Here is a 368-nt window from a genome sequence, read left to right on the forward strand (position 1 = left end):
CTCCGTCGAAGAAGCGATCGCGCTCGGCGCGCGCTTCGTCAAGTTACAACTCGGCGGTTTCGCCGCCGAGGCCAATGCCGCGGTGATCGCCGAGCATATGCGTTGCGCGGATGTCCGGCTCGTCGTCGAAAACGGGCAATTGGCCGAAGGCGGGTCGCTCGCGCAATTCGTCGGGGTGTTCGACGCGTTGGCGCGTGAAGGGCATACGGACGTGCTGGGCATGACCTTCGACATCGGCAACTGGCAATGGCAGGAGCAATCGGCGCTCAACGCCGCGCGCCTGCTGGGCCGGCACGTGGCCTACGTGCACTGCAAGGCGGTGCGCCTGCGGGTCGACGGCAAGCTGGTGGCCATACCGCCCGGCGCCC

General features: G+C 67.7%; 1 pseudogene. It reads left to right on the forward strand.

The features are described 5' to 3' along the window. Nucleotides 1-368 (forward strand): annotated as a pseudogene (locus SB751_RS28585) (hypothetical protein); the annotation flags it as partial.

The organism is Cupriavidus sp. SIMBA_020 (assembly GCF_046535395.1).
In the GTDB taxonomy this organism is placed as follows: domain Bacteria; phylum Pseudomonadota; class Gammaproteobacteria; order Burkholderiales; family Burkholderiaceae; genus Cupriavidus; species Cupriavidus campinensis.